This is a genomic window from Melioribacteraceae bacterium, from assembly GCA_030584085.1.
GTDB lineage: Bacteria > Bacteroidota > Ignavibacteria > Ignavibacteriales > Melioribacteraceae > SURF-28.
Genome location: CP129490.1, coordinates 2,274,744 through 2,295,554, shown reverse-complemented (window position 1 = coordinate 2,295,554; position 20,811 = coordinate 2,274,744). Strand labels below are relative to the sequence as shown.

The following is a 20,811-nucleotide window of genomic DNA, read 5'->3' as shown; positions in this document are numbered from 1 at the left end:
ACTTAATTATTCTCGAAGTATTGCAACCTTGCCTTTTGCCACATTTGATCCGTCTTCATCGCTGGCGATTATTAAATAGACACCACTGGGGACAAAATTTCCATCTTCATCTTTTGAATCCCAAAAAGCTACATTGCCGCCCGGTGATGAAAATTCTTTAATTAGTTTTCCACTGATTGACATAATTTTTATCGAAGAATTTCTCATCAATCCTTCGATCGTAACATTTTGATTGTTGTTGTTTTTAATAATAACCGGATTTGGGTAAACAAAAAGTTCTTCCATTCCTTCGCTTGGTGTAACAGACGTTGTTTTTAATGCTGTTAAACCAAAATCAGTTCCGATATAAACGATGCCGTTTTTGCCATCGACTGTTACACTTTTAATGTCGTTTGAAGGAAGCGGGCTGTTTTCGCTTGTATAACTATTTATAACAACTGTTCCATCTGAAGAAAGATGAAATAAACCCTGAACTGTTCCTACCCATTTTTGATTTAGTGGATCAACTTCTATAGCATTTATTGATTGCTGACGTAAAGCAGATACCGTAGTAATTCGAGTCGTAGGATTCGAAGGATCGGGAATAATACTTACTCCCAAATTTGTTCCAACCCACAGAGAACCAAGTCTATCCAATGCAAGTGAAGTTATTGAATTGCTTAAAAGTCCGTTATTAGTTCTAATCCAACCCATCTTATCATCGTTTGTGTTTGTGTAAGTTCCATTCTCATTAAAATAATACAAACCGATATCACCAACAGTAATTGCAAACCATTTTGTATCGAATTGATCTATCTCTAAATGAAACGCTAATTCGGATTCTGTTATTTGTGGATTTGGAAATTGAAAATTATGAATACTACCATCAGTTCTTATTACAGAGAGTGGGGCTCTATCAGCTGATTGTAAATTGAGTAGCCAAACATTTCCTTTTGAATCTTTTTTCACATCCGTAATTACAAGGAAGTTTGGATCAGCCGGGATACCGGGTATACCGGAATTACTTGCAGTATAATTCGTGATCGTAGAACCTTCTAACTTTGTTAATCCACGGCCCCAATTACAAAAATATTTTGTGTTGTCGTTATCAACATAAACATTATGATAAGCATTTGATATAACATTTGGGTTGCTACCGGTACTTAGTAAATCCCAAGAACTGCCATCAAAGCTCATAACGCCAATTCCAAAGACATCACGTCCGGTTCCTACCCAAAGAGTTCCATCATTATCAGCATCCAAACTTAGGAAAGCGTTATTAGCAGGACCTTGTGGAATAATGAGTTCAGTAATAGTTGATTCAATTTTTAATAACCCGGACTTTGTAGCCGCGTAAATAATTCCGGTTGAGGAAACAAAGAGATCATTGATGGAATATCCTTCCATGTTTTCAAAAACTAAATTAAAATCAGTCCCGTTGTATTCATAAATTTTACTAACACCGGATTCTAAGGTTGTTATAAATAGGTTTGAGCCATTAGTAGCAATGTTTTCAACTACCACTCCGGCTAATTGAAATAATTCCCAATTATTACTTACATAACGGAAAATTCCTTTATCAGTAGCGAGCAGAATATCTTGCCCAAATTTTGCAAATTCGAAACCATTGTTTGGAATTAAATCACCACTGAAAGAAAAAGTATCCCATGATTCAGGTGCAGATAAATTTGTTGAATTTCTTTTTTGAACCGCAATACCTCCGGCAGTTAACACAAAAAATCTTCCAAATTTATTTGCTGAAATAACTGGTGTTGCTGCTTCAAAACTTCCGAATTTTATAAATGTATCATAGAAAGAATAATTATTTGGATTTACCAATGATAAACCAAATGCTGTTGAAACGATAATCGTATCGCCGGAAATTTCCAAATCATTAATAGCTTTTTGCGTGAAGTCAGAATTAAAAATATCATTTACCTTTTTAACAATACCGCTTTCAAATTCATAGACATTGATCATACCTGGTTCAGCACCAACTTGAGTACCAAACCATATTTTGTTAGAATTATCAATTACCAGTGAAGTTAGAATTGGACTTGTTAAGCCATCGCTGGTGCCAAGTTCTAAAAAACTACTTGACGAATTTTCGTACATAAATGAACCACCGGTTGTCGCGCACCAAATTTGGTTACCATCGGTTGATGAAATCGCAACAATTTCCTTTTTACTCGAATAACTTTGCCATAAGCTTGATCCTTGACCTAGAGAAACTGATGAACAAATTGCAGCCACGAAAAATAATATCAATGATTTTTTAAACATATCTAACCCAATTAGATTGTAAAGTTGATAATTTATAAGATTGTAAGTTAGTAATATTTTGTAATTAGGAAAGTCAAATATAAAGAATATTGTGGAGGATTTAAGCGCTATTTCTATGTATCATTTTTTGCATTGCTTCTAATTTTGTATGGTTTATAAAAAAGTTCCCAAAGTTACCTTCGTCGTTTTTGTTTCCACCGTGAAAATCAGAACCGCCTGTTTCTAACAGACAATATTGATTCACAATTCCACGATAAAATTTTACCTGATAACTATTATGAGCGGGATGTATCACTTCTAGACCGTCAACACCGGCCTTAATCAATGTTGTAATCACATTATCGGAAGTATAACATGGGTGAGCAATAAATGATAATCCTCCGGCATCAGAAATAATTTTTAGTGCACTGCTAGGGGAAATATAGATTTTCTTTTCATAAGCCGGACCATTATCACCAATATATTTCTCGAAAGCTTGATAGAAATTTGCTACAATTCCTCTTTCTACCATAGCATAAGCAACATGCGGTCTTCCTATTGCTGAATTTTGAGCATGGGCTAAGACATCATCAATAGAAATTTGATGTCCAAGATTGTTCAACTTCTTAATAATTCGTTTAGCACGATAAAATCTTTCATCACGGAAGAAGGAAAGGTATTTTTGCAAATCCTCGTTTTGATGATTAAGAAAAAGTCCCAAAACATGAACCTCTTTATCGTCCACATCAGTGCTCAGTTCAACACCTGGGATTACATTTACACCAATATCATAACCGATTTCTAAAGCCTCTTGGATAGCATTAACGCTATCATGATCGGTAATAGCAATAGAACTTAAACCGCGTTCTTTTGCCAGTAAAACTAATTCGGAAGGGGATAATGCTCCGTCGGATTTATTTGTATGTGTATGTAAATCAATTTTCACAATTCTCTAAGCGAATGTTTCTCTAAATTTTTCGTAATCAATAATTTTTAATTTGGAACCGTCAATTTCAACCAAACCTTTTCTAGCAAATGAATGTAAGGTTCTGGAAATTGTTTCTCTTGAAGTCCCGGCCATATTAGCCAAATCTTGCTGCAAAGGCAGTTTCTCAATTTCAACTGTTCCATGTTTAATTTTGCCAATATCGTCAGCTAGTTGCAAGATAACAGTTGCCACTTTTCCTTCAGCATCTTTTAATGATAGAGCTTTAATTTTCATATCGGCATTACGCAAGCGTTGGGTTAATTCGCTCAATAGAGCTATTGTAATTTCCGGGTGCTTATTAAGAAGATCAAGAAATTCTTTTCGCTGAATAATAAATAGTTCAGAATCTTCGGTAGCAACAACAGTTGCCGAACGGTTCAAACCATCGAGAATTGACATTTCGCCGAAGAAATCCGAATCGGAAAGTATACTCAGAATAACTTCGCGTCCATCATTACTTGATCGAGAAACTTTAACTTTTCCTTTAATAATAACGAATAATGCGGTGCCTACTTCCTCTTCGACTAAAATAACACTGTCCTTTGCATATGTTTTTTTGTTACCAACCTGAACGACTTGTTCTAGCACCTCTTCATCGAGATCGGAAAATATCGGGACTAATTGTAAACATTCTGCGGTGGTATTCATTTTTTCTCCAAAGATTCATGTGAATTATACAGCAATTGATTATAAATTTACAAACTTTACTTGACTAAAGAAATAGTAATGAACTTTGAGAAAGGCATATTATTGTCCGTGAATCGAATTTTTTGAAACCAAACCAAATTGAATATTCATGTCTTTTTGGGTATCTTTAAAGATAAAATTAAATAATAATTTATAAGAAGTTAATTTCGAAGATGGAGGAAAGTTATGGCGGTAAAAGTTGGTATTAATGGTTTCGGTCGTATCGGACGATTGGTATTTCGCAGAGCACTAGACCTCGGAAATATTGAATTTGTAGGTATAAACGATCTTACAGATGCTAAGACATTAGCTCATTTGGTTAAGTATGATTCTGTTCATGGAAAATTTAAAGGTGAAGTTTATGCTGAAGGCGACTCGTTAGTTGTTAACGGCAAAAAAATTAAAATAACAGCTGAAAAAGATCCCGCAAACTTAAAATGGGGTGAACTTGGCGCTGATATTGTTGTTGAAGCAACCGGTGTTTTCAGAAGTCAAGAAGCTTGTGAAAAACATATTACCGGCGGTGCAAAGAAAGTTATTTTAACAGTACCTCCAAAAGGTGATGTTGATGCAATGGTAGTTCTAGGTGTTAATGATGAAGTATTGAAAGGTAAGGAAAAAGTAATTTCTAATGCCTCTTGTACAACAAATTGTCTTGCTCCTATGGTAAAAGTTCTTAATGATAAATTTGGTGTTGAGAAAGGTTTCATGACTACTGTGCACTCATACACTAACGATCAAAGAATTTTAGATTTACCTCACAGTGATTTAAGAAGAGCAAGATCAGCTGCAGTATCAATTATTCCAACAACAACCGGAGCTGCTAAAGCTGTTGGCAAAGTTATTCCTGAACTTAAAGGCCAATTAGACGGATTCTCATTAAGAGTTCCAACTCCTGACGGTTCTATTACCGACCTTGTAGCAACTCTTAAAAAAGAAGTTACAATTGAAGAAGTAAATGCTGCAATGAAAGAAGCAGCTGAAGGTTCCTTAAAAGGGTTAATGGAATACACAGACGAACCAATAGTATCTGCTGATATTATCGGTAATACACATTCAGTCATTTTTGATTCACTCTCAACTATGGCTAACGGTAAACTTGTTAAAGTTGTTGGTTGGTATGATAATGAATATGGTTATTCTTGCCGAGTAGTTGATTTAATTAATAAGATTGCATAAAAAATAGTTCTAAATAAGTATGAAAATTAAGACGCAGGAGGAATTGTTCTACTGCGTCTTTTTAATATCGGTAGTTTTACTACGGAGGAGTTATGAATAAGTTATCAATTGAAAATGTAGATCTTAAAGGCAAAAGAGTATTAGTTCGTGTTGATTTTAATGTGCCGTTGGATGAAAATCAGTCTATCACAGATGACAGAAGAATTACCGCTGCGCTTCCTACAATCAATAAAATAATTAAAGATGGCGGTAAAGCAATTTTGATGAGTCATCTAGGAAGACCCAAAGGTCAACCTAAAAGTGAATTTAGTCTAAAGCCAGTTGCAGTTAGATTAGGCGAGTTAGTTGATACAAAAGTTAAATTTGCTCCGGATTGTGTCGGAGAGCAAGTCAAATCAATTGTTGATACTATGGAAGACGGTGAAGTATTGCTTCTAGAAAACTTACGTTTCCATGCGGAAGAAGAAAAAAACAATCCCAAATTTGCCGAACAATTAGCTAAACTTGGAGATGTGTATATTAACGATGCCTTCGGCAGTGCTCATAGAGCTCATGCATCGACTGAAGGAATTACGAAGTACATTAAAACTTGTGCTTCCGGTTATTTAATGCAAAAAGAATTGGATTATTTAGGTAAAGCGTTAGCTGAACCAAAACGTCCATTTACCGCAATTTTAGGCGGGGCGAAAATATCCGGTAAGATTGATGTTATCGAAAATTTATTACCTAAAGTTGACAATCTTATTATTGGTGGGGGAATGGCATACACATTCTTCAAAGCGCAAGGATTGGAAATCGGAACTTCACTTTTAGAAGAAGATAAAATTGAACTTGCAGCCGAAATAATGAAAAAAGCTGAAAGTGCAAAAGCAAAATTATTATTACCGGTTGATGTTGTTGTTACCGAAGAATTTAAAGAAGATTCTCCGGGAATGACTGTTGACTATGATAAAATGCCATCAGATAAAATGGGATTAGACATTGGTGAAAAAACAATTGAATTATTCTCGAATATAATCAAAGAGAGTATGACAGTTGTATGGAACGGACCAATGGGTGTTTTTGAATTCCCTAATTTTGCAAAAGGAACTAATGCAGTAGCCAAAGCTTTAGCTGACGTAACTTCGAAAGGCGCTGTAACAGTCATTGGCGGAGGTGATTCAGCTTCAGCAATTAAGAAAGCCGGTTTGAAAGACAAAGTTTCTCACGTTTCAACCGGTGGTGGAGCATCTCTCGAATTTTTAGAAGGTAAAATTTTACCCGGTGTTGCCGCGTTAACTGATGCTTAAAAATTTGGTGAACTTTTCTTTGAGAGAAGCAGTCTAAGGATTTTAGATTGCTTCTTTTTATTTTAGGCAATTGTAATTATCTTAAGAACAATCATTAAAGGTACTGATTAATGTCTCAATACGATCGTGATTATTTTAGACCATCCGGATTTGGGGGATTTTCTTTCTTTCCGCCGATTATTAAAAATCTCTTGGTAATTAATATTGCAGTTTTCTTTCTGCAAATGATTTTTGATAACATAAGTTTTGGTGGAATTCCCGGTTGGTATTTCATAAATAAATATTTTGCCTTGAATCCTTTAACCGGGCTTGATCAAGCAGGACAACCATATAACTTCCAAATTTGGCAATTGTTTACATACCAATTTCTGCATGGCGGTTTTATGCATCTTTTTTTCAACATGTTCGCATTGTGGATATTCGGAGTTGAATTAGAAAACTTATTTGGTTCAAGGAAGTTTTTATTTTACTATTTAATGTGTGGAGTTGGGGCAGGGTTACTTCATATTTTTGCTTCGCCAATTTTTGATAGTATAAGTGCACCAACAATCGGAGCTTCCGGTGCTGTGTATGGAGTTTTAATCGCGTTTGGTATGTTGTTTCCGGATCGATATGTTTTTCTATTATTCCCGCCGATGCCGGTTAAGGCTAAATATTTGATTGCTTTTTATATCGTGATCGAGTTTATGTCGGTTGGTAGTGATAACTATGTGGCGCATCTTGCACATCTTGGCGGTGCATTTTTTGGATTTGTTTTTATTCTTCTCGATAGAAGAAAGAACTTTGATATTGACGGTATGTATAGAAAAGTGAAAGATATTTTCACTTCACCAAGTAAAGATTCATCGACTAGTTTTAGAAAACCAAAACGAGGTTTCAGAACTGGTACGATTGAGGACGCCGAGTTTTATGAAATCAATTCGAAAAAAGAGCAAGAAGTTTCACAAGAAGTTATTGATGAAATATTAGATAAAATTAGTAAAAGCGGTTATCAAAATTTAACTGAAAAAGAAAAAAGAATTCTCTTTGAAGCTAGCAAGAAAGAATAGTTTAATTGTAACTATCGGAATACTCTTCTCGATTATATTTCTGAGCTGCGGTGAAGAACAAACAGTTGAGAGGAGTACTTTGGTAAAGATATTTGTCGAAAACACAATTGCTCAGGAAAGATATTCTCATTCACCGGATTCTCTTAAACTTGCAAAATTAGCGATCTTTGAAAAGTACAATATATCATCTGATGAGTATGAAAAAGCAATTAATAATTCTGAAATGAGTGCAATTTACTGGGATGAATTTTTCAAAGAAGTAAGAGTTTATTTGGATTCTCTTAAAACCGTTTCGAATCAGCAAGTAATTCCTTCGCTAAAATAATTCTTATTTCCGCATAACTAATGCTGCTCCCTAAAGAAGATTTTAATTCTTTTAGATTAGTGATTCCACTTTGGATTGCATCTCTAATTTTAATACTTTTTTTATGATCAACTAGAGAGTTAATAATTAAATCGGGGAATAAACTTATTAGTGATTCAACTTGCATTGAAACAACCGCTTCGGGAAGTTTTGTTAGAGATGAAATATCTTTCAAAGAATATCGTTTTTTAACTAAATCAAAAATCTGTTTTATATTGTCCGGTACTTTATTTTCATTGAGTAAATTGCTTTCAGAATCTTCAGTATTTCTATGTTTTATGACAGCTAAAATTTCTTCACCCATTTTGTTATACATTCTCTGGTTGAAACCTTTTATTGATAAAAGTTCGGATGCCGACATTGGTCTTTTAACTGCTATTACTTTTAAAACTTCGTCCGGACAAACAATATTTATTGGTTGTCCAAATTTCTCAGAAACTTCTTTCCTAATAGCTCGGAGAGCGTTAAATAATTTTAAATATGGTTCGTAATCTGATTGCATTGAATTATGTTGCTCAAGTTCTATTCCTAATTCAACATCAAAAAGATGATATTTATTCTGGTCATCCTTTCTGATCTGACCAACTTGTTCTAGATCTTTAATTGCTGATTTAATTTGCAACGAAGAAAAATGCGAACAACTTGCAAATGCTTCGACAAGTAAAAACTCAGCATCTTGGGAATTACCCTTTAGAATATCTACTAAGCTCTTGATATTTATTCCGTCTTTAATTTCAGATAAAAGCTCAATAATTTTCTCTTCGATAAAATCATTGATAGATGAATTTTCTTCAGTATTTGTGCATACATCACATTTACCACATTTATAATTGTTGGCTTCTTCACCGAAATACTTTATGATTGTTCGGAACCTGCATTCCTTCGCGAAAGCATAATTGACCATATCCTCAAGACGTTTTTCCGCATGAGATTTTTGACGCAGCAAATTGATTAGGTTTAATTGTAGGTTCTCTTTCTTAACACGCGGGGAGTTAACTATTACAGCCGGATTTAAATTTGGCTTTTCAAAATCGATCAATCCTCTCGCATCAAGATTTTCAAGTTCTTTAATTACTTCACTTTTATAAACACCCAACGATTGCGATATTTTTTCTAAATCTATTCTTGATGATTTGTCAAAAGAAGAACTTCCAAACTCGCGTAACAAAACCAAGACTAAATCAAGTTGAATTTCATCGCTTAAATGTGAAGAGTGTTTTTTAAGCTGTTCGGGGGTAATAAGAAATCTAAAAAAGTATCCTTTATTATAACCGCTTTCAAATTTTAGATAATTTGCTTCTTCTAAAATTTTAATTGCTGAGTTCGTTAAGGAAATATTAATATCTTTTAGTTTTAGCGAAGTAACTAGTTTTTCGTCAATGCCAATTGGTTTATCAGAGACACTTCCAAGTGCAATTCGTCCATAATCACAGATGGTTTGATAAACAGTTTCTATTTGGTCACGATCAGGGTAGGAAGAATTTATCAAGAAGTGATGAATCTGTTTATCTTTTTCATCGTACAATAAGAATATTTTGGATGGTTTCCCGTCTCTTCCGGCTCTGCCTATTTCTTGATAATAATTTTCAATGCTGGATGGAATATTGTAATGAATTATTGTTCGAATATCTTTTTTATCAATTCCCATTCCGAATGCATTGGTCGCCACAATTACGGGAAGTCTATCGTTTATGAAATCATCTTGAATCATACGTCTAACTTCATTAGCTAAACCGGCATGATAATGATGTGAGTTAATTCCATTACTTCTTAAAAATTCGGACACTGATTCCGTTTGCTTTCTTGTTGCTGTATAGATGATTGCCGGAGTGGATTTCTTTGATAATATTTTTAACAACCACTCTCTTTTTTCTTTTCCTTTTATGACATTTAGTTCAAGATTACTGCGCTCAAAACCTTTTACGTATAATTTTGGTTTGACAAGTTCTAGTTGATCAATTATGTCTTGACGAACTTCGGGAGTTGCTGTTGCGGTAAATGCCGCGACATTTTCGAAATCAATAAATTTTTTGAAATCTTTTATTCGTCTATAACTTGGGCGGAAATTATGTCCCCATTCACTTATGCAATGTGCTTCATCAATAAATAGAAATTTTGGATTCAGCTTTTTTAATCGCTCGGTAAAAATTTGGTTTTCTAGTTTTTCTGGAGAGAGATAAAGGAGTTTTATTATACCTTGGGATAATTCATTGAATACATTTTCAATTTCTATATAGTCTAATGAACTATTTATAAACGCGGCGGTTTTCTCGATATTATTAAGAGAATCTACTTGATCTTTCATTAAGGCAATTAATGGAGAAATTACAATTGAAAAATTATCGGAAGTTAAAGCCGGAATTTGATAACATAGTGATTTACCCGCACCCGTTGGCAGAATTCCTAATACATTTTTACCGGCAAGAATGGAGTTTATTATTTCTTCTTGCCCCGGACGAAAAGTTTTGTAACCAAAATATTTTTCAAGCGTCTGATTAATTGTCATTACAAACTTATTTGGTAAAGTGTAAAAGAAAACATATAATTAATGAACTTAAAATAACAATAACACGATTAATGATTACTGTCGAAGTTTCAAATCTTACAAAAATATACGAATCAAGTTCAAAAAAGAGAAGTGTTACTGCACTTAAAGATTTCAATTTAAGTGTCACTGAAGGAACGGTATTCGGATTGCTTGGCCCAAATGGTGCCGGGAAAACTACACTGGTCAAAATCTTGCTTGGAATTGTTTACCCAACGCTAGGAAGTGCCAAGATACTTGGACAGAATATTGCAAATTATGAAATCAGAAATCGTGTTGGTTATTTACCCGAGAATCATAAATTCCCGCCTTATTTAAATGGAGAAGATGTTTTAAAATCTGTAGCGAGACTTACGGGTTGTAAAGATGACGAGATTAAGTCTCGAACAGATGATTTGCTCAATTTGGTAAAGATGGAAAAATGGCGTAAGACAAAAGTTAAAAAGTACTCCAAAGGTATGATGCAAAGACTCGGTTTAGCTCAAGCATTAATTAATGATCCTGATTTAATTTTTCTTGATGAACCAACTGATGGCGTTGATCCGATTGGAAGAAAAGAGATACGAGATATTTTGCTTGGTCTGAAAAATCAAGGCAAAACAATATTTATTAATAGTCACTTACTTTCTGAAGTTGAACTTATTAGTGATCGTGTTGCAATTCTTAACAAGGGGGAATTAATAAAAGAAGGAACCGTTGAGGATCTTACAACTAATAAGGAAACGTACTCAATCAAGCTTGCTGCTGAAGTTGAAAGTGATTGGCTAAATAATAATTTGACTGAGTTCTCCGTTACTCAAACCTCTCCTAATGGTTTTGAAGTAAAAGTATTAAATGAATCAGAATTAAATTCGGTCATCGATAAGTTAAGGGAGAAAAACCAAATAATTAAAGGAATCATTCCTGTAAAAATGAGTCTCGAAGATATGTTCATTTCACTAATTAATGAATCGGATAAGCAGAAAGAAAATGTATAATATACTTGAAATTACAAAACAGACTATTAGAGAAGCTTTTGCTCGCAAAATATTTATAATGTTTGCAGGCGTTTCAACACTCGTACTTGTTTTATTTATCATAACATTTGCTGCGGTTGGATTAGAAGATTTATCCGGCTCAATTCAAATGGATACAGGAAAGGACCTCGGAGTATTAGAGGAGGTAGTCGGTGGAATAAAACTATTTATAGTCATCCCTCTTTTTGGTGGTGGTTTATTTCTTTCAATTTTTTCGGCTTCGTCATTTATACCTAATATGTTAGAAAAGGGAAATATTGATGTAATACTTTCTAAACCTATCTCCAGATCACAAATTATTTTCGGCAAGTTCTTAGGAGGAACACTTGTCGTTTTACTTAACATTGCATATTTAGTGATTGGGATTTGGTTTTTGATCGGATTGAAATTCGGAATCTGGCATCTTTCATTTTTATTAACAATAGTCACCATAACATTTGCCTTTGCTGTTCTCTATTCACTTATAATTCTTATTGGGATTTTATCTCAAAGCTCAATTTTAGCTATGATGTTGTCTTATATTATCTTCTTCATACTTTCTCCAATTCTTAGTATTCGCGATCAAATCATGATGCTTGCGGACAGTAAAGTTCTAGAAATTATTCTTGAGGGACTTTATTACATCGTCCCTAAAACATCGGAGTTAGGTTCAATAACAAGTGACATAGCCGTCGGCGGAAGCATTTATGATTTCCAACCTATATTTACATCGGCAGTATTTCTCATTCTCAGTATTGCACTCAGCATTATTATTTTTAGTAAAAAAGATTATTAAAATTACTCTAAAGTAGTTTAATAGAATAATTTACGTGGCATAGATTTTGCCACTTCTTTTAGATTATTTTATTCAAACATTTTGTCTTTTATAGAAGAAAAGGAAAATTCAATGGCAGATGACAAACTAAAATTAGAGGATCTTCTTGGTGACGTTCAGAAAATTGAAGAGGAAGATAGAATTGAATATGTGGCTATTATTGGTGCAGGATTAATGGGACAAGGTATTGCCCAAACAGTTTCGGCAGCCGGACTTGATGTCTTAATTATTGAGAAAGATGCTGATCATTTAGAATCGGCTCAAGAGGATTTAAGGACATCAATGAAGAGAGAAATTGCTCGCTGGGCAATGACTGAAAGTGAAATGAAATCAATTCTCGGCAGAATTAAATGGAGTACTGACATTAACGAAATTGCTGACTGCGATATGGTAATTGAAGCAGTTGATGAAAATTTCCAATTAAAGAGATTGTTATTCAGCAAAATGGATGAACTTGCACAACCTGATACAATTCTTGTATCAAACACATCAACACTTAGTTTAACCAAAATTGCTGAAGTTACAAATCGTAAAGATAAGATTATTGGTATGCACTTTCTAAATCCGGTTCCAAAAGTTGCTTTAGTTGAAGTTGTTAAAGCATTAGAAACTTCAGAAAAAACTGTTGCAATAACAAAAAGCTTTGCGGCTAAAATCGGTAAAACTCCTGTTGAAGTTTATGAATATCCCGGCTTTGTAACAACAAGAGCAATTGTACCGTTGCTAAATGAAGCAATGTATATTTTATTGGAAGGTGTCGCATCCGCAAACGATATAGATACAGCTATGAAGTTGGGATACGATTTCAAAGTCGGTCCGCTTGAGATGGCAGACAGCATGGGATTGGACGAAGTATTAATGTGGATGGAACAATTATGGGGAACACTCGGTGAACCTCGCTACAGGCCTTGTCCAATAATTCGCAAGTTAGTTCGAGAAAGAAAACTTGGCCGTAAAACCGGTGAAGGTTTCTTTAAGTATGATGAAGACGGAAAAAAATTAAATTAATGCAAACATGGTGAAAAAATGAAAATCTTAGTTTTGAATTGCGGTAGTTCCTCGATTAAGTATCAGTTTATTGACACAATTGAAAAAGTTGCTTTAGCAAAAGGACAGGTAGAACGTATTGGTATGAGCAGTGCAGTGTTGACGCATCAGCCACATGGAAAAGAAAAGATTCGAATTGTCGGTGAAATCTTAGATCACACAATTGCGATTGAATATGTAATTGCAGTGTTGCTTAGCCCAAATCATGGTGTTATAAAAGACAAAAATGAAATTGACGCAGTTGGCCATAGAGTTGTTCATGGTGGTGAAACATTCTCCGGTTCAGTTTTGATAACAGATAGTGTAATGAATGCCTTGAAAGAAAATATTGAACTTGCTCCGCTTCATAATCCTCCGAACATAAAAGGTATTGAAGCTGCCAAGAAACATCTTCCTAATACTCCTCAGTGCGGAGTTTTTGATACGGCGTTCCATTCTAAAATGCCTCCAAAAGCTTATCTCTATGGGATTCCTTATGAATTATATAAAAAATATAAAATTCGTCGATATGGTTTCCATGGGACATCACATAGATATGTTGCATTACGAGCAGCGGATATTTTGAATAAACCTTATGACAGATTAAAAATAATTACAGCTCATCTTGGTAACGGCTGCAGTATGGCTGCAATTGATCAAGGTAAATCTATTGATACAACAATGGGATTTACACCGCTCGAAGGTTTATTGATGGGAACAAGAGTCGGTGATATGGATCCCTCGGTCATTCTATATATCATGGGCAAAGAAGGATTAACGCTTTCCGAAGCAAACACTCTAATGAATAAACACAGCGGTCTTATTGGCTTAAGCGGTGAAAGCAGTGATATGAGAGAAATTGAAAATGCAGTCGATCAAGATGTAAAGCGTGCAAAAAATGCCTTCGAAGTTTTTACATATAGAATTAAAAAGTATGTCGGTGCTTATACCGCTGCTATGGGTGGCTTAGATGCGTTAGTCTTTACCGGTGGGATTGGCGAAAATTCTATAAAAGTTAGAAAATATGTTTGTGAAAATATGGATTATCTCGGTATCAAATTAGACGATAAACTGAATGAAAATGTAAAAGGAGAGATGGTCATTTCAACCAGTGATTCAAAAGCTGCAGTTCTAAGAATCCCGACAAATGAAGAGTTAGTTATTGCACTGGATACCGAAGAGATTGTTACTGCACAGAAGAAATCAGCTCAAGAAGTTAAGTTTAATTAAAAAATAATAATTAATTTTGTGATGGAAGAAGGGGGTTGTCTTGATAATTAAGGCAACCCCTAATTTTATTTTGAACGGAGTTTTTATGGAAATCATTAGTATAGATAACTTTTTATTGGCGTTCATACCACTCTTTGTTGCAATGGATATTATCGGGACAGCACCTGTGTTCATGGGTTACACTCATGATGTGTCAAGTCATCAAAGAAAACAGTTGATCATTCAAGCACTATTAACTGCATTCATTGTAGCTGTCGTGTTCCTCGTAAGTGGAAAAGCAATACTTAGATTTCTTGGAATCACAATTAATGATTTTAGAATCGCTGGTGGATTGATACTTTTGGTGCTTAGTGTTCATGATATTTTATCATCTTCCGAAACAAGAAGATCACCCGGCGAACATATTGGAATTGTTCCATTAGGTATTCCGCTTATTATGGGACCCGCTGCTTTAACAACTATATTAATTTTAGCAGATAAATTTGGTTATACAATAACTGTTCTTTCTTTGACAGGAAACTTCTTAATCGTACTTTTAGTGTTGATCAATGCAAAATGGATTACAAAAGCTATAGGAGTTGGAGGATCAAAAGCATTCGCGAAAATTGCTTCTTTGCTTTTATCTGCGTATGCTATAATGATGATTCGCGAAGGCATTAGTGAAGTTATAACAGGATTTTAGTTAATATGGATTTAGGAATTAAAAATAAAACGGCTTTAGTAGTTGCTGCCAGTCAAGGAATCGGCAAAGCAGCCGCAATCGAATTAATTAAGGAAGGCTGTAATGTTGCTATTTGTTCAAGTAATGAACAAAATTTGATCGAAGCGGCAGGCGATATAAAAATTCAGACCGGAATAGAACCATTTTGGATCGTATGTGATATCAACAAATTATCGGATATTAATAATGTTGTCGAAAATGTGAAAAATAAATTCGGCACAATTGATATTCTAGTAAACAATTGCGGTGGTCCAAAACCAGGTTATTTTGATGAATTGAATTCTACAAATTGGGATGATGCATATAATCAAGTGTTGATGAGTACAGTGCAGTTTACAAAATTAGTGCTGCCGGAAATGAAAAAGAACAAATGGGGCAGAATAATAAACTTGACTTCACTTTCGGTTAAACAGCCGGTTGATAATTTAATATTATCAAATTCATTTAGAAGTGCGGTTACAGCCTTTGCAAAAACAATTAGTCAACAGTATGGTGAATTCGGTATAACTGTTAATAATATTGCACCGGGATTCATTTTAACATCTCGTCTCTATGAACTTGCAGTGAAAAGAGCAGAAAAGGAAAATGTATCTCAAAAAGAGATTCTAGCCCAAATGGCGAAAAGTAATCCAGTAAAGAGATTAGGAACGCCCGAAGAAATGGGAGCCGCAATCGCATTTCTTGCATCGGATAAAGCCGGTTACATCACCGGGGTTACTCTTCAAGTTGATGGCGGACAAATTAAATCTACGTACTAATTTTCATAAATAAATAATAATTTTTCACTATTCCTCATAAATAGGGGACAGAATGAAAAAAGAAATCGATCTCACCATTCATCCGGATTTTATTGAAGATTATTCATACAGAACTAATCTCGCCGCCAAAAAACTTCATCTAAATCCATCAGAAATTACAACAGTGCAGATTGTAAAAAAGTCAATTGACGCTAGAAGTAAAACTCCTTTATACAAATTAAGATCAATAGTTTATATAAACGAACAACCTAAAGATATTTTTCAACCTATAAATTTCATCCCCGTAAACTCAAAAAAAACAGTTGCTATTATTGGCAGCGGACCGGCCGGACTTTTTGCCGCTTTGAGATTAATTGAACTCGGAATTAAACCGGTAATTTTTGAGAGAGGTAAAAATGTTCGTGATAGAAGAAAAGATTTACGAGCAATCCAACAGTTCCATGAAGTTAATCCGGATTCAAATTATTGTTTTGGAGAAGGCGGTGCAGGCACTTACAGTGATGGCAAACTTTATACTAGATCAACTAAGCGGGGTGATGTAAAGCGAATTCTTAACTTACTGGTTCAACACGGTTCACAGAATGAAATATTAATTGATGCACATCCGCATATCGGATCTAACAGATTACCTAAGGTTGTTCAAGCAATAAGAGAAACAATCATCAATAATGGTGGTGAAATTCATTTTGATTCGAAAGTGACCGATATATTAATCGAAGCCGGTAAAACAAAAGGTGTTATAGTAAATAATGAAAAGGATATCTTAAGTGATGCGGTAATAATTGCAACCGGACATTCAGCGAGAGATATATATTATTTACTTCATAAAAAAAAAATTTTACTTGAAGCAAAATCATTTGCGATGGGTGTAAGAATTGAACACCCTCAACAATTGATTGATTCAATTCAATATAAAATGAAAATTCGGCACAAAAATTTACCCGCCTCAAATTATAGTTTAACTTGTCAAGTTGATGGAAAGGGAGTTTACTCGTTTTGTATGTGTCCAGGCGGAATTATTATACCGGCATCAACCGATAAAAATGAATTAGTTCTCAATGGGATGTCCGTCTCAAGAAGAGATTCACCATTTGCAAATTCCGGCTTGGTTGTTTCGATTGATGAAAATGATTGGAAAGATTTTTCTGAGCATGGAATATTTGCCGGATTAGAATATCAAAAATATGTCGAGAATTTAGCATACAATTCCGGTGGAAAAACCCAAAGTGCACCTGCACAAAGAATAACTGATTTTGTAAATGGAATATTCTCAAGTTCTCTTCCGGATACTTCATATATTCCCGGAACAGTTAGTTCTCCGTTGCATGATATTCTTCCCAGAAATATAGGCGATCGCATAAGACAAAGTTTGATTGAATTCGATAAAAAAATGAAAGGGTACTATACAAACGAAGCTCAAATACTTGCTGCTGAAACTCGAACAAGCTCACCGATTCGAATTCCTCGCGAAGTTAATACTTTAATGCATCCCGAAGTGAACGGATTATTTCCTTCCGGTGAAGGAGCCGGTTATGCCGGAGGAATAGTATCAGCCGCGATAGACGGTGAGCGCTGTGCTGAGGCAGTTGTAAAGTACGTTGCGATCTCTTGAGACTTTCTCATATCTTTTTTTTTAAGTACATTTATTATCATTCATTTGAGATGAAGAAAATGATAAGAAGAATATTACCGTTTTTAATTTTATTCTCGATAGTATATGCACAAACATCTCCCGCTAAAAAGTGGGTTATCATTCAAGATCTGCAGGATAGAATAGTCTATTTGGATACTTCCGCAATTAAAACTTATGATAATCAACTATCGGTTTGGGGACTCTCAATTTTTAGAACTCCACAACGAGTTACTCCTTTTACTGAAGAAGTTTTACAGATTAAAAGCAATTTGCTGTTTAACAATGTCACGAAAACTTATTCGGTTATAGGAACACTTTATTATGATAAAAGTAACAGAATAATTGGCGAATCTGCACCACCAAGAATAACAGGCGGCGAAGATAGCTTTGAATATCCTATTCAACCGGGGTCTTCTATTGAATCATTGTATCAAAAAGCATTCACTTATAAAACAACTGGAAAATTGGAAGTAGAGTCAAGTGAATACTTAGCGAACACAGATTTTTCAAAAGAGAATCAGAGAACTGCTCCACAAAGTCAACCCACATCTTCCGATACAACAATTCAACCATCCGGACCGATTATAATTTCTCCCGAACAAAATATAGCGTTAATTGATGAAGCAAATAAGAAGACAATAGAAAAACGTGATTCATTAGCTGCGGCAAATCGAGAATTAAGAGAAAAGAAACTTGAAGAAACAAAAATGAATGAATCGATGAAACCAGCAGTAAACCCACCTTCAAATAAATCCGATCTGAGTAATATTAATTTGGATGCTAAAAAGCCTTCAAAATCAAAAACAAAGTACGATGAAACTTCGGATGCAAATGTTAGAGGAAATATTTGGAGTGATGGAATTAAATATGTTATCCAATTATCATCATGGCGAGAAAAGAATATTGCAGAAAAACTTGTAGAAGATAAGCAAAAAGACGGGCATGAGGCATTCTTAATGCAAGTTGATCTTCCCGGAAGAGGTACATGGTACAGAGTTAGAGTCGGTTATTTTGATACACTTGAAGAAGCTCAAAATTATAAACGAAATAATAATTTGTAAACCCAATGAAAGAAAAACTAAATAAATCCGAAGCTGAATGGCAAAACGAATTAACACCCGAGCAATTTAGAATTCTTCGCCAAAAAGGTACTGAACGAGCATTTACCGGAGAGTATTACAAGAATGAAGAATCTGGTATTTATCTCTGCGCTGGATGCGGACAAGAATTATTCAGCTCTGAAACTAAATATGAATCCGGCAGCGGTTGGCCAAGTTATTGGAAACCGGTTAATCAAAATGTTGTTGAGCTTCATGAAGATAAAGCTTTTGGAATGACTAGAACGGAAGTGACTTGCTCAAAATGTGGTGGTCATCTTGGTCATGTTTTTCCGGATGGTCCTAAACCAACCGGATTAAGATATTGCATCAACTCAGCCTCTCTAAAATTTCATAAATCAAAGTAAACTATGACTAAAAATATTAAGTGGCTTGATTGGGCGCGAAGAATACAAGCAATCAGCCAAACCGGTTTGGAATTTGCACATAATGAATATGATGTGGAGAGAAACAGGAAGTTAGAAAAAATTGCAGCAGAAATTATTTCGGAACATTCAAAACTAAATGAAACAGAGCTTATAGAAATATTTTTAGATCAAAAAGGTTACGCAACGCCTAAGGTCGATGTTAGAACAGCAATTATTAAAGAAGAAAAATTACTATTAGTAAAAGAAGCAAGTGACGGCAAATGGGCAATGCCCGGCGGTTGGGCTGATGTCGGTGATATTCCATCACAAGCCGCAATTCGTGAAGCTAAAGAGGAAAGTGGATTTGATGTTGCAATAATAAAAGTACTAGGCGTTTATGATGCTAATAGAAAATCCGGTGGCTTGGAATTATTCCATGCGGTAAAAATTGTTTATCTCTGTAAAATAATTGACGGTGAAGCAACTCCAAGTTTTGAAACTCCGGAGGTAAAATTTTTCTCAATCAATGAACTTCCTCAACTTTCCGAAAATCGAACAAATATTAAACACATTGATCACATCATTGCGCATTTGAAGGACCCGAATAGACCCACCGATTTTGATTAACAAAAAAATAATTGCATAAAAAGACAATTTTGTTTGGATTATTTTATTTCCTTATTTATATTTGGTCTAAATAAAAATACCATTGTTTAAAATAATCAGAGGTCAATTTATGCGTTCCATTTTCAAATATATTTTAACTTTTCTTTTTATTGTTTCACTAAATGCACAAGATTTTGATTTCTTCACTCAAAAATCAACAATTGGAGGCTATGGCGAGTTACACTATAATGTTGAAACTCCTGAAGGTGGCAAGACTAGTAAGAAACTAGATTTTCATCGTTTTGTACTTTTTTATTCCCATTCTTGGTCTGAGAAATGGTCCTTTAAAGCCGAGGTCGAATTAGAACATAATTTTGTACAAGACGGACAAGGTGAACTTGAACTCGAACAAGCTTACGTAAATTATCATCACGCTGATTGGTTCGGATTTCAAGCCGGTGTTATTTTGCCTTCAGTGGGATTAATTAATGAATTCCACGAGCCGCCACTATTCTTTGGTGTCGAGCGTCCGGAATATCATAGTCGAATCATTCCTACTACTTGGTTCGGTAACGGTTTAGCTATTTATGGAAATTATGAAGGATTTGATTACAAAATTTCCGTTATGGAAGGATTAGATGCCGACGGTTTCAGTGCATCGTCTGGAATTCGCGGAGGCAGATTGAAAGGATTTAATGCGGATGCCGAGCAACTTTTATACAATGCAAGATTAGATTATCTCGGTTTACCAGGACTCAAAGTCGGTGCATCGTTCACATATAACAAAGCAAAAGGAGATTCAACTTATAATGCAATTACTTTAATTGAAGGACATGCACAATATATAGCAAATAACTTACACGCCACTTTTGAAATAGGACATATCAATTATGATTCGGGAATTATTGAATCTTCATTCGGATATTATTTTGATCTCGGTTATAATATTTCTGATTTCTTAGGTATAGAAACACAAATAATTCCATTTGCACGATATACAGATTATAATACCGCAAACTCTACAACAACAGGCGGTAACATTGAAGAACAATATCATTTCAAAAAATGGATGGTTGGTTTTTCTGTAAAACCGATTGAACAAGTAGTGTTTAAAGTTGACTACGGTCAAAGAACAAGACAATTAGATGATGCAAAAGTCGATTTGTTTAATCTGGGTGTAGGATACATGTTCTAATGAGA

19 protein-coding genes are annotated in these 20,811 nt (G+C 34.7%); 15 read left to right on the top strand and 4 right to left on the bottom strand.

From position 1 onward, the window contains the following. Positions 1–6: 6 nt before the first annotated feature. The 3 genes from QY331_10435 to QY331_10425 form a co-directional block, all read right to left on the bottom strand. The gene (locus QY331_10435; protein WKZ68370.1) at positions 7–2,262 is read right to left on the bottom strand and encodes a two-component regulator propeller domain-containing protein; all 2,256 of its coding nucleotides are present in this window, start codon (positions 2,260–2,262) and stop codon (positions 7–9) included. Positions 2,263–2,362: 100 nt separating this feature from the next. Further along, on the bottom strand, positions 2,363–3,187 hold the full coding sequence (locus QY331_10430; GenBank protein ID WKZ68369.1) for a PHP domain-containing protein: 825 nt from the start codon (positions 3,185–3,187) through the stop codon (positions 2,363–2,365). Between the two features lie 6 nt (positions 3,188–3,193). Further along, a complete protein-coding gene (locus tag QY331_10425) occupies positions 3,194–3,877 on the bottom strand; it encodes a Crp/Fnr family transcriptional regulator (protein ID WKZ68368.1) in 684 nt (227 codons plus the stop codon). A gap of 225 nt (positions 3,878–4,102) precedes the next feature. Here QY331_10425 and gap point away from each other — a divergent pair, with 225 nt between their 5' ends. The 4 genes from gap to QY331_10405 all read left to right on the top strand — a co-directional run bounded on the left by gap (position 4,103) and on the right by QY331_10405 (position 7,758). Further along, a complete protein-coding gene (gene gap, locus QY331_10420; GenBank protein WKZ68367.1) occupies positions 4,103–5,095 on the top strand; it encodes a type I glyceraldehyde-3-phosphate dehydrogenase in 993 nt (330 codons plus the stop codon). A 92-nt stretch (positions 5,096–5,187) separates the two neighbouring features. After that, entirely contained in the window at positions 5,188–6,384 is a 1,197-nt protein-coding gene (locus QY331_10415) for a phosphoglycerate kinase (GenBank protein WKZ68366.1), read from the top strand. Positions 6,385–6,494: 110 nt separating this feature from the next. After that, positions 6,495–7,433 carry a rhomboid family intramembrane serine protease gene (locus QY331_10410; protein ID WKZ68365.1) on the top strand — a complete coding sequence of 313 codons (939 nt, stop codon included), beginning with the start codon at positions 6,495–6,497 and terminating at the stop codon, positions 7,431–7,433. Beyond that, positions 7,411–7,758, top strand: coding sequence for a hypothetical protein (locus QY331_10405; GenBank protein ID WKZ68364.1), 348 nt, complete (start codon positions 7,411–7,413; stop codon positions 7,756–7,758). Before QY331_10410 ends, QY331_10405 begins: the two co-directional genes overlap by 23 nt. On the opposite strand, the gene QY331_10400 is transcribed toward QY331_10405, so the two are convergent. Continuing rightward, positions 7,715–10,303: a RecQ family ATP-dependent DNA helicase gene (locus tag QY331_10400; protein WKZ68363.1), complete on the bottom strand. Its 2,589-nt coding sequence runs from the start codon at positions 10,301–10,303 to the stop codon at positions 7,715–7,717. The genes QY331_10405 and QY331_10400 overlap by 44 nt on opposite strands. Positions 10,304–10,374: 71 nt before the next feature. On the opposite strand from QY331_10400, the gene QY331_10395 reads away from it, so the two are divergent. The 11 genes from QY331_10395 to QY331_10345 all read left to right on the top strand — a co-directional run bounded on the left by QY331_10395 (position 10,375) and on the right by QY331_10345 (position 20,806). Continuing rightward, positions 10,375–11,319 (top strand): ABC transporter ATP-binding protein, encoded by a 945-nt coding sequence (locus QY331_10395; GenBank protein WKZ68362.1) that lies wholly within the window; start codon positions 10,375–10,377, stop codon positions 11,317–11,319. After that, positions 11,312–12,133 (top strand): ABC transporter permease subunit, encoded by an 822-nt coding sequence (locus QY331_10390; GenBank protein ID WKZ68361.1) that lies wholly within the window; start codon positions 11,312–11,314, stop codon positions 12,131–12,133. Before QY331_10395 ends, QY331_10390 begins: the two co-directional genes overlap by 8 nt. A 111-nt stretch (positions 12,134–12,244) precedes the next feature. Continuing rightward, a complete protein-coding gene (locus QY331_10385) occupies positions 12,245–13,180 on the top strand; it encodes a 3-hydroxyacyl-CoA dehydrogenase NAD-binding domain-containing protein (protein ID WKZ68360.1) in 936 nt (311 codons plus the stop codon). Between the two features lie 18 nt (positions 13,181–13,198). Beyond that, a complete protein-coding gene (locus tag QY331_10380) occupies positions 13,199–14,428 on the top strand; it encodes an acetate kinase (protein ID WKZ68359.1) in 1,230 nt (409 codons plus the stop codon). 85 nt (positions 14,429–14,513) lie between these two features. Next, positions 14,514–15,110 (top strand): MarC family protein, encoded by a 597-nt coding sequence (locus QY331_10375; protein ID WKZ68358.1) that lies wholly within the window; start codon positions 14,514–14,516, stop codon positions 15,108–15,110. A 5-nt stretch (positions 15,111–15,115) separates the two neighbouring features. Further along, positions 15,116–15,907 carry an SDR family oxidoreductase gene (locus QY331_10370; protein ID WKZ68357.1) on the top strand — a complete coding sequence of 264 codons (792 nt, stop codon included), beginning with the start codon at positions 15,116–15,118 and terminating at the stop codon, positions 15,905–15,907. A 52-nt stretch (positions 15,908–15,959) separates the two neighbouring features. Continuing rightward, positions 15,960–17,519: an FAD-dependent oxidoreductase gene (locus QY331_10365; protein ID WKZ68356.1), complete on the top strand. Its 1,560-nt coding sequence runs from the start codon at positions 15,960–15,962 to the stop codon at positions 17,517–17,519. 59 nt (positions 17,520–17,578) lie between these two features. Further along, the gene (locus QY331_10360; protein ID WKZ68355.1) at positions 17,579–18,601 is read left to right on the top strand and encodes an SPOR domain-containing protein; all 1,023 of its coding nucleotides are present in this window, start codon (positions 17,579–17,581) and stop codon (positions 18,599–18,601) included. 5 nt (positions 18,602–18,606) lie between these two features. Then, positions 18,607–19,005, top strand: a complete 399-nt coding sequence (gene msrB / locus QY331_10355; protein ID WKZ68354.1) for a peptide-methionine (R)-S-oxide reductase MsrB — start codon at positions 18,607–18,609, stop codon at positions 19,003–19,005. A 3-nt stretch (positions 19,006–19,008) separates the two neighbouring features. Next, a complete protein-coding gene (locus QY331_10350; protein ID WKZ68353.1) occupies positions 19,009–19,632 on the top strand; it encodes an NUDIX hydrolase in 624 nt (207 codons plus the stop codon). A gap of 109 nt (positions 19,633–19,741) precedes the next feature. Further along, positions 19,742–20,806: a hypothetical protein gene (locus QY331_10345; GenBank protein WKZ68352.1), complete on the top strand. Its 1,065-nt coding sequence runs from the start codon at positions 19,742–19,744 to the stop codon at positions 20,804–20,806. Positions 20,807–20,811: the final 5 nt, after the last annotated feature.